Genomic DNA, 10,099 nt, shown 5'->3' with positions numbered 1-10,099 from the left:
GGCATGAGATTTGTTGTCAGTCTTCTTGTTTTCCAAATGGTGATAACATGCTATAATAAGGAGACTTTGTATGGAGGAAATAAGATGTTTTATGCCTATTTACGTGGTTTAGTGGTCTTCTTGCTTTGGGTTTTTAATGGCAATGCTCACTACCATAATGAAGAGAAAATATTACCTGCTGAGGAAAATTATATTCTAGTGGCTCCTCACAGAACCTTCTGGGATCCAGTTTATATGGCCTTTGCGGCTCGTCCGAAAGAATTTATCTTTATGGCTAAAAAGGAATTATTTACCAACCGAATCTTTGGTTGGTGGATTCGTATGTGTGGTGCTTTTCCTATTGATCGCGCTAAGCCTGGTCAAGAAGCGATTAAGTACCCTGTCAATATGCTCAAGAAAGCCAATCGCTCACTTGTTATGTTTCCAAGTGGCAGTCGCCATTCACAAGATGTCAAAGGTGGTGTTGCTGTGATTGCTAAGATGGCTAAGGTGAAAATTATGCCGGCTGCTTATGCTGGTCCGATGTCGCTTGGTGGTCTCCTAAATGGTGAGCGTGTGGACATGAATTTTGGAAATCCAATTGATATTTCAGATATTCGTCGGATGAATGATGAAGGGATTGCAGAAGTGGCTCGCCGTATTCAGGCAGAGTTTGATAGACTTGACGCTGAAAATGAGAGCTTCCGAACGACCAAAATGAAACGAAATCCCTTGACTTTGATTTATCGCATTCCCTTGGGTATAGTAGCTGTTCTTGCTGTACTTCTAACCCTTATGTTTAGTTTGGTTGCCAGCTTTATTTGGAATCCAGAACGTACCGTTAAAAAACCATAATGATCAAAACTTCAGATTTTCTGGAGTTTTTTGATTTTCTTTCGAATGAAATAAGTAGGGGGAGAATCATGTTTGAGGATATTGTAGAGAAAATCCAAGCTAATAAAGTCATAGCTGGTCTGATTGGATTGCTTATTTTAGTGGTCATTTCTTGCTTTTTTCTGTTGGGAAATCCTTCAAAGAACGCTCAGGAAGAGCTCTTGCCATCTTGGTCAGGACAGTCAGAAAGTCTCAGCAGTGCAGCTATTTCTTCAGAGAAGGCTACAGTAGAAAGTGATATCACATCGTCACGGACCATTACGGTCGACATCAAAGGGGCAGTCAAGAAACCTGGTGTTTATGATCTACCAAGTGATAGCAGGGTCAATGATGCTATTTTACTAGCTGGTGGGGTAACAGCAGAAGCTGATCGACAATCGGTCAACTTTGCCCAGAAACTCAATGATGAAGCAGTTGTTTATGTGGCAAGACAGGGGGAAAATATCTCAGTTGTTGCGACGAACACAACGGTAACAAGTAGAGTTGAAACTGCAGGAGATAGCTCTGATAAGGTTAATCTCAATACAGCAACTCTTTCGGATTTACAGACAATTTCTGGAATCGGTCAAAAACGAGCTCAGGATATTCTTGATTATCGTGATAGTAATGGTGGGTTCAAATCGGTTGATGACTTGTCTAATGTCTCTGGTATCGGTGAAAAGACACTTGAAAAACTGCGCGAGGAAGTAACTGTTGACTAAACCAGTGATGTTAAAGCCAATCTATTTGGCTTTTTTAGTAGCTTTGACCTATTTTATGATCTTGACCAAATCCTGGGTTGCTATTTTGTTGGCTTTGCTTGCAGTTATCGCTTTATTCAGACAATATTCTAAAAAGGTAATTATACAGACGATTGTTATCCTTACTCTATTTGTTGCTTATTTTACTTTTGTGGAGCACAAGCAGATTCAGCTGGAAAATCAGCTTCCAAGTCAAGTGTCGACATTGCGTGTAATACCTGACAGCATTTCTGTAGATGGTGATTTGTTATCTGCGCGTGCTGAAGAAGGTAAGCAAAGGTATCAGTTTTATTATCAATTACAGACGGAATCGGAAAAAGAGTATTTTCAAAATCTTAATCAGCTGATTCTTTTAAAGGTAGTGGCTTCAGTTGAGAGACCACAAGGTCAGCGAAATTTCAAAGGTTTTGATTATAAGGCTTATTTGAAGCGAGAAGGCATTTATGGCATTGTTCAAGTCGAGAAAGTTAAAGCCATTCATCGTGGTGTACCTCAAACTCTAGAGGAATGGGTTAGACTGTGGCGACGAAAACTTTTGGTCCACATCAATCAACACTTTCCTGAGCCTATGAAACACTATATGACGGGACTTTTGTTGGGGTATTTGGATAAGTCGTTTGACGAGATGAGTGATATCTATACGGATTTGGGGATTATTCATCTTTTTGCCTTGTCTGGCATGCAGGTGGGCTTTTTTGTCGGTATTTTTCGGACGATCCTTTTACGTCTAGGGCTTTTGAGGGAGCATTTTCTATATGTTCTTTTGCCATTTTCCTTTCTTTACGCCGGTCTAACAGGATTTACGATTTCTGTGGTGCGAAGCTTATTACAGGCTATTCTTAGTCAACTTGGCTTGCGAAAATGGGATAATTTAGGGACAACCATCTTAATATTGTTCCTGCTATCGCCCCATTTTCTGGTGACAACAGGAGGCGTTCTATCTTTTGCTTATGCCTTCATACTGTCTACCTTAGATTTAGAGGCTTTGTCAGGACGCCGCAAAGCAGTAGTAGAAAGTTTGGTACTTTCACTAGGTATTCTACCTTTGTTGGTATTTTATTTCGGGACTTTTCAGCCTCTGTCAATTCTTTTAACAGCATTCTTTTCAGTAATTTTTGATGTCTTTCTGTTACCCTTGTTAAGTCTTGTGTTATTAGCCAGTCCGATAGTATCTCTAGACTTTTTTAATCCTTGCTTTTACTTTTTAGAATCAGTTATCAAGTGGACGGTACATTTGTCTCCTCGCCCCTTGGTTTTTGGTAGCCCTAACTTAACTGTACTTATTTTAATGCTCATTTCTTTAGCTGTTGTACATGATTTTTGGCATCGTAAAAAACTGAGGTACTGTTTTTTGGTTGTTGTAGTTGCCTTGTTTGTTATGACGAAAAATCCCTTGGAAAATGAGGTGACTGTTCTAGATATTGGGCAAGGAGATTCGATTTTCATTAGGGATATCAGAGGGAAAACCTTGCTTATTGATACGGGAGGCCGAGTTGATTTTTCTCAGAAAGAGGAGTGGCGCAGGCGGCAGAAAACAGCTAATGCTGAACGGACATCTATCCCTTATCTGAAAAGTCGAGGGATTTCGTCCATCGATCAGCTTGTGATTACCCACACTGATGCAGATCACATGGGAGATATGACAGTTTTAGCCAAGCAGTTTAACATTAAGGAAGTTTTGGTTAGTCCAGGTGCTCTGATCAATCCCTCTTTTGTAAACGAACTAAAATCATTGAAAATCAAAGTAGGCTTGCTTCAAGCTGGGGATCGGATTGCGATTATGGGGTCTTCTCTTCAAGTTCTCTACCCGTGGGATCAGGGAGATGGTGGGAATAACGATTCCTTGGTCTTATATGGAAAGTTATTAAATAAACGATTTCTTTTTACGGGAGATTTAGAAGTTGATGGTGAAAAATCCTTGATGATGAGGTATCCCAACTTACCTGTTGATATTTTAAAAGCTGGGCACCATGGCTCTAAAGGATCCTCTGATCCAGACTTTTTAAAACATATCGGAGCAAAAGTCGTTTTGATTTCAGCTGGTCTTAATAACCGTTACCATCATCCCAATGATGAAACCTTAGAGCGCTTTGAAGCAAAAAAGATGATGATTTATAGGACCGATCAAGAAGGAGCGATTCGTTACAGAGGTTTAAAGACTTGGAAAGTTGAAACGGTTCGTTGAAAAGGAGAGTGATATGTTATGGTTCCCTATGGTGTATTTGAGAATTTACTGTGACAAAAATATTGATAATAGTTTTTATTTATAATATCATTTGAATTTAAAATATTATATAATATGGACAACATATTAGTGGAGTTATAAGGAGCTATTCAAATGAAAATTGTAGTTTTAGCAGGTGGACTAAGCGATGAAAGAGATGTTTCAATGTCATCGGGCTCTAAGATAGCCAATGCTTTGATTTCGAAAGGTCATAAGGTACTTCTTATGGACTTATATTTAGGTTTTCCTGATTCGGAAAATTTTGATACAGCTTATACAAATCATGGCAAAAAACACTATTCTTATTCAATTCCAAGGACTGAACCTGATTTAGATAAGATGATTTTAGAAAATAATGGTAGAACAATTGAAATTGGGCATAATGTGGTTAATATTTGTAAGAGTTCTGATATTGTATTTTTAGGTTTGCATGGTGGAATTGGTGAGAATGGGAAGTTACAGGCCTTTTTTGATCTACATGAAATAAAGTACACAGGGTCAAACTTTAAAAGTAGCCTTCTAGCAATGGATAAATTAACGTCAAAAAAATTGATGTTAAAAGATGAGATTCTTACTCCAAAATGGACTATTTATAAGAAAGGAAGTCAAGCAGAATTAAGTGTTCCTGCAGTGGTTAAGCCCAATGATAATGGATCGAGTATTGGTGTCAAGATAGTTGAAACTAACGATGATTTACAAAAGTCTTTGGCTTTTGCAAGTAAATATTCCAAAGAAGTACTTGTAGAAGAAAAAATTATTGGAAGAGAATTTTCTGTGGGGATTTTAAATGAACAACCATTACCAATCATAGAATTAATTCCGAAGTCGGGATTTTACGACTATGAAAATAAATATCAAAAAGGTGCAACTGAAGAAGTTGTTCCAGCAAATGTTGAAGATTATTTAAGGAATAAAATGCAACAAATAGCTTTAAAAGTCAATCATTTACTTGGTTTAGAAATATATGCAAGAATAGATTTTATAGTTGATGAAAGTAATAATATTTATTGCATTGAAGCTAATTCACTACCTGGTATGACCCCCACAAGTTTGCTTCCTCAAGAAGCTGAGGCATTTGGGATTAAATATGAGGATTTATGTGAACAAATTGTAGAATTATCACTTAAAAAATTCCATTGATTTATCACTTAAAAAGTTAGATTGTAATCATGTTATATTTTTTATTCACAAATAGGTTTATATGTTTAAAGCTATTGCTTACCGTCCCCTGAATCTTTATAGGCAGTTCAAGGAAGCAGCCGAAGGGTTTCCTGAGACTGCCATTATTTTAAACAAATCCTATGCAGCTTTTCCATAATTGCCAGCAGAGTCTACCTACAAAGAGGTTCATGAGGCTATTGTTCAAATGTCGGGTCGCATGTTCGCGAGAGGGATTACCAAAGGCGATAAGGTTATGCTTTATAAAAGTCCTTCTTTTGAGACTTACCTTTTGGCGGTTGCTGTGATCTATCTCGGCGCTGTGCCAGTCATGGTATCCTATCATCTGCCTAGTGCAACCTTGGATGTTTTTGCGAAGCGTTTGGAAAAATCATTTATAGTTTATGATGACGAAACTGCAGGTCGAGTTTCTGATATGTTAGCCAAGGACTTGGTAACTGAAGTATCCGTAGCAGAGCTATTAAAGACAGAAGCAGTAGCTGTTTCAGAAGATTTTTTGGCAGAAGATATTATTCAATACATGCCCCATACCTCTGGGACGACAGGTGTTCCCAAACTGATTTGTCATACCGGTCAAAGCCTGGGCTGGCGTGTGGCCTGGCAATAGACAATTTTTGTCAAAATGAAGGAACGAGGGCTTCTAGCCTTTCATATTTCTCCAGTTCATTCCCGTTATAATATTGGTATTTCGTCAGCCATTAATCTTGGTTTTCCCATTTTCCCTCTGTCATCAGCCCAAGCCTCAGAAGTGGAAAATCAGCTAAAAACCTACAAGCCTATGGCTCTTGAAACGCATCCTAATAACTTTGTACAATGGGCTCGGTTGGCCAAAGAAAACCCAGCTGTTTTTAGTGGTGTGAAATTCTATCATTCGACTTTTGATGCCATCAATAAAGCAACTATGAAAGCATTTCTCACCGCTTCAAAGGCAAACAATCCTGTCTTTATGCAGTTTTACGGACAAAGTGAATGTGGTCCGATGATTCTACACTATCATCGTTTGGAGAATATTGACCAAAACAATGCGCGTGATATGGGAGTAGGACTTGAGGGATATACACAAGCTCGTGTGACAGACGACGCGGGACAACTCCTAGAGGCAGATCAAAATGCGCATATTCAACTTTTTTCAAAAGGAAGAGCAATCACCTACTATAAAGAAGATGCACGCTTTCAGGAAAATGTTTATGGCGACTGGTGGGACTCTGGAGATTACGGTTTCTTGACCGAAGAAGGAACTTTATTATTGAAAGACCGTCAGGTTGATGTCGTTGACCAGATTGATAGTAATATAGCCTTGGAAGATATGCTCTTGGACCAGTTGGATTTCCTCAGTGAGGTGGTTATCATTCGTGATGGAGATGGACGACCGCAACCAATCCTAGCACTAGCTGAAGGTGCAAGCATGAATTGGGAAGCTTGGTGGTCGGCAGTGAATGATTTGCCACTACTGAAAGAGCCTATTCTCATGGCCTATGAGGATATTCCTCGCACCGCAACCATGAAAGTTCAACGTTTGCAGATGGAAGCAAAGTTGAAAGAAGAGGGGAACCTGTAAGATATCATATGTCAAAGCTAATCACTAAAGTGGTTAGCTTTTTTCTGAGAAGATGACAAATGTCATGTGATGTCATGACAAGTAGGGCTAAAAAAGAGTTTCAATAAAAGATAAACTATCTTTAAGAAATGCGATGGAGGTAGTTAAAATGAAAACATTCATTTCAGTAAAGAATATTAGTAAGACCATTAAAGAAAAAGAGGTTTTAGATGCCATTTCTTTTGAGATAACTCGTGGAGAATGTGTTGCTTTGATTGGTCAAAACGGAGCAGGAAAATCCAGTTTACTAAAGTGCATAATTGGTGATTGGAATGTTAATAAGGGGAGTATAGCAATACAACAACTATCACCTACGAATGGTCAATTGAAAGGGAAGATAGCTGTTTTATCACAAGAAAATACCATCCCGGTTAATTTGAAAGTTAGAGAATTAATAACATTTTTTCGTTCAGTAGCCAGTTATCCTCTTTCCATTGATAAGGTCATTTCTTACTTAGGATTTGATCAAGAACAGTATGATCATTTAGCAGGGAAGTTATCGGGTGGCCAGAGAAGATTGCTAGCTTTCGTCTTATGTTTGATAGGACAGCCAGAAATCTTAATTCTAGATGAACCAACTACTGGGATGGACACAGGTACTAGGAAAAAATTTTGGGAGATTATAGAGAAACTAAAAGCACAAGGAGTAAGTATTCTATATTCTAGTCATTATATCGAAGAAGTAGAGCATACAGCTGATCGATTATTGGTTCTCCACAAAGGACGACTGATTCGTGATACCACTCCTTATGAAATGAGGTGCCAAGAAGATAAACAAGTAACCTTACCTCTCAGTTTTTTAGATGAGATTCAAGAACGTCAAGATTGTTATGATATTTTGCTTAAAAAGGATTGTTTCCAATTCAGGACTAAAAATTTAGTGGTTATTTGGGATAAGCTCTATAAAGAAGGCCTTGCGATTACAGATATCGAAATTCAAAATAAGACCTTACTAGATACATTATTTGAAACAACAAAGGAGATTGAACATGAAAGCCTTGCTTAAAATAGAATGGATTCAAATTTGGCGTCAGTGGACAGTATTTATCATGGCTATAGGCATGCCAATTAGCTTTTTTATCTTTTATTCTGGAATGGAAATGTCGCCCGATCCTAAGAGGCAAGAGTTATTTGTTAGGCATTACATGTTGACCATGACAGGATTTTCCATGTCTAGCTTTGGTTTCTTTAGTTTTCCTTTTATGCTAGTGGAAGATAAAACCAATCATTGGATGAGTTATATTAGACATTCTAGATTAACCATGGGTCATTACTACCTATCAAAATTATTTCGGGTCTTAATTTATTTTATCTGCTCAATTATAGTTACTTTCTTAGTTGGTGCATTTTACCGCCAGGTGACCATGTCATGGGAGAAGTGGTTAGGGTCAGGTGTATTGTTATTAGGGTCGAGCCTGGTCTTTTTAGCATTCGGTCTCTTGATTTCTCAATTGAAGTCACAGCAAGTGATGTCAATCGTTAGCAATATTTCTTTTATCTTACTAGCAATTATCGGTGGTTCATGGATGCCGATAGAGACTTTTCCTGACTGGATGCAAACTATTTCTAAATGGACGCCTGTTTATCACGTTAATCGACTTGTTCTTGATTGGTCAGATAAGGAAGTAATCAATATCAATTCCATCTTGATAATGTTTGTTTATGTGGTATTATTAGTGGGAATAACATATCTTGTCAAAAAAAGGACTGAGGTGAACTAATGTTTAGAAGTCGTCAGAAAAATGATATTCTTTTTTACATGGCGCTCGTTTTTCTGCTTTTTCCTATACTTGGAATTTTCTGGTTTGGTTATCCGGTATGGACGATTTTTCCTACAATTGGATTTGCTTTTGTTTACTTAGTCGTCGTTCATCTAAAGGATGATTATCAAACATTATTAATGCTCTTATGGATTTATTTATTAGGTTATATTGTATACATGGCATTAGTGATTGAAGGTTCCATGTTATGGTTCTTTTTCTATCCAAGTAATCTCTTAGTTTGGCGCTTTGGAGATAGCTTGAAATCTTATCGTGCTATTAGCTTTTTAACTTGTTTAAGTATAGTAGTTGGTAGGTGGCTCTTGTTTTCAAATAGTTTTGTTTCAAAAATGAATGCTATTGTCGTTGCTGTTTTTATATTGACAATGACTTATTCACAACATAAGATACAAGTTGAGGAAGCGATGAAAAGTGAGATAGAACGCCAGAATGTCTATATCAATACTTTAGCAGCTGAGAATGAACGAAATCGTATTGGGCGAGATATGCATGATACCCTTGGCCATACTTTTGCCTTGATTAGCTTGAAGTCAGAATTGGCCATGAAACTGTTAGAACAAAAAAATATGGATAAGGTCCGACAGGAGTTGAGTGAGCTTCACGGTATCAGTCAGAAGTCCATGAAGGATGTCAGAGAACTGATTAATCAATTGAAATATAGAACGCTTAGTGAAGAAATTGAAACCCTGTCAGAAATGTTGGATTTATCTGGAGTAGTGGTCTCAGTAGACAATCAAATCTTAGATGAACAATTATCACCTAAAGTACAATCAGCTTTAACCATGATACTGAGAGAATTGGTTACAAATGTTATCAAACATGCAGAAGCATCGACTTGTCAGATAAGATTACGGAAAGATGATCGGATTATATTGCATTTTAGTGATGATGGTAGAGGATTTCCTAAAATAACTGGAGAAGAATTACAGTCTATCAAGGGGAGACTTGTTCAAATGGAAGGAACTATTGACATTGTTTCCTCTAAGCATCCAACGATGATTAAGATTGAGATGGAGGATAAGGTTTTATGAGATTGTTAATTGCAGAAGACCAGTCCATGTTAAGGGATGCCATGAAACAACTTTTATTGATGGAAGATGATGTTGATGCTGTTTTTGAGGCTCGAGATGGATTGGAAGCATTGGAGCTTCTACGAAAAGAATTGATTGATGTTGCTATACTAGATATTGAAATGCCTAAAATGACAGGTTTAGAAGTTTTAGTCAAAGCTAGACAAGAGGTTTCCGCTAAGATTGTTATCGTAACGACCTTCAAAAGAACAGGGTATTTCCAAAAAGCATTGGATCATGATGTTGACGCTTATGTCTTGAAAGATCGTTCGACAGCAGAGTTGATGGCGACTATTCACAAAGTTTTAAAAGGACAAAAAGATTATTCTCCTGAATTGATGGAAGGAATTTTTCATAATGATAATCCACTTAGTACTCAAGAGATTAGAGTTTTAAATCTAGTGAGCCAAGGAAAGTCAAATAAAGAAATTGCTCAAGAGATGTTCTTATCCAATGGTACTGTTCGTAACTATGTATCTTCTATTTTTAACAAACTCTCTGTTAATTCCAGAATTGAAGCCATGTCGAAAGCCAAAGAAAAAGGCTGGATTGATTAATATGTCTCCTAATTGGGAAATTTACTGATATATAAACCAAAACACCACATGAGATTGATCATGCGGTGTTTATTCTGG

General features: G+C 37.5%; 8 protein-coding genes and 1 pseudogene. All 9 read left to right on the top strand.

The window, feature by feature from the left end; translation table 11 throughout:
* Positions 1 to 84 precede the first annotated feature (84 nt).
* A complete protein-coding gene (locus tag ACMZ6U_RS07215; protein ID WP_416107503.1) occupies positions 85 to 834 on the top strand; it encodes a lysophospholipid acyltransferase family protein in 750 nt (249 codons plus the stop codon).
* Positions 835 to 902: 68 nt separating this feature from the next.
* Entirely contained in the window at positions 903 to 1,574 is a 672-nt protein-coding gene (locus ACMZ6U_RS07210) for a helix-hairpin-helix domain-containing protein (protein WP_416107501.1), read from the top strand.
* A complete protein-coding gene (locus ACMZ6U_RS07205) occupies positions 1,567 to 3,798 on the top strand; it encodes a DNA internalization-related competence protein ComEC/Rec2 (protein ID WP_416107499.1) in 2,232 nt (743 codons plus the stop codon). Before ACMZ6U_RS07210 ends, ACMZ6U_RS07205 begins: the two co-directional genes overlap by 8 nt.
* 153 nt (positions 3,799 to 3,951) lie before the next feature.
* Positions 3,952 to 4,977 (top strand): D-alanine--D-alanine ligase family protein, encoded by a 1,026-nt coding sequence (locus ACMZ6U_RS07200; RefSeq protein WP_416107498.1) that lies wholly within the window; start codon positions 3,952 to 3,954, stop codon positions 4,975 to 4,977.
* A 226-nt stretch (positions 4,978 to 5,203) separates the two neighbouring features.
* Positions 5,204 to 6,574: pseudogene (locus ACMZ6U_RS07195) on the top strand (AMP-binding protein).
* 148 nt (positions 6,575 to 6,722) lie between these two features.
* Positions 6,723 to 7,619 carry an ABC transporter ATP-binding protein gene (locus ACMZ6U_RS07190; RefSeq protein WP_416107496.1) on the top strand — a complete coding sequence of 299 codons (897 nt, stop codon included), beginning with the start codon at positions 6,723 to 6,725 and terminating at the stop codon, positions 7,617 to 7,619.
* On the top strand, positions 7,603 to 8,334 hold the full coding sequence (locus tag ACMZ6U_RS07185) for an ABC transporter permease (protein ID WP_416107494.1): 732 nt from the start codon (positions 7,603 to 7,605) through the stop codon (positions 8,332 to 8,334). The genes ACMZ6U_RS07190 and ACMZ6U_RS07185 overlap by 17 nt, the downstream gene beginning before the upstream one ends.
* The gene (locus ACMZ6U_RS07180; RefSeq protein ID WP_416107492.1) at positions 8,334 to 9,425 is read left to right on the top strand and encodes a sensor histidine kinase; all 1,092 of its coding nucleotides are present in this window, start codon (positions 8,334 to 8,336) and stop codon (positions 9,423 to 9,425) included. The genes ACMZ6U_RS07185 and ACMZ6U_RS07180 overlap by 1 nt, the downstream gene beginning before the upstream one ends.
* A complete protein-coding gene (locus ACMZ6U_RS07175; protein ID WP_104968260.1) occupies positions 9,422 to 10,021 on the top strand; it encodes a response regulator transcription factor in 600 nt (199 codons plus the stop codon). Before ACMZ6U_RS07180 ends, ACMZ6U_RS07175 begins: the two co-directional genes overlap by 4 nt.
* The last annotated feature ends 78 nt before the right edge of the window (positions 10,022 to 10,099 follow it).

Source organism: Streptococcus pluranimalium, from assembly GCF_047785745.1.
GTDB lineage: Bacteria > Bacillota > Bacilli > Lactobacillales > Streptococcaceae > Streptococcus > Streptococcus pluranimalium_B.
The sequence above is the reverse complement of the archived record's forward strand: the minus strand, read 5'-3'. Positions and strand labels throughout refer to the sequence as shown.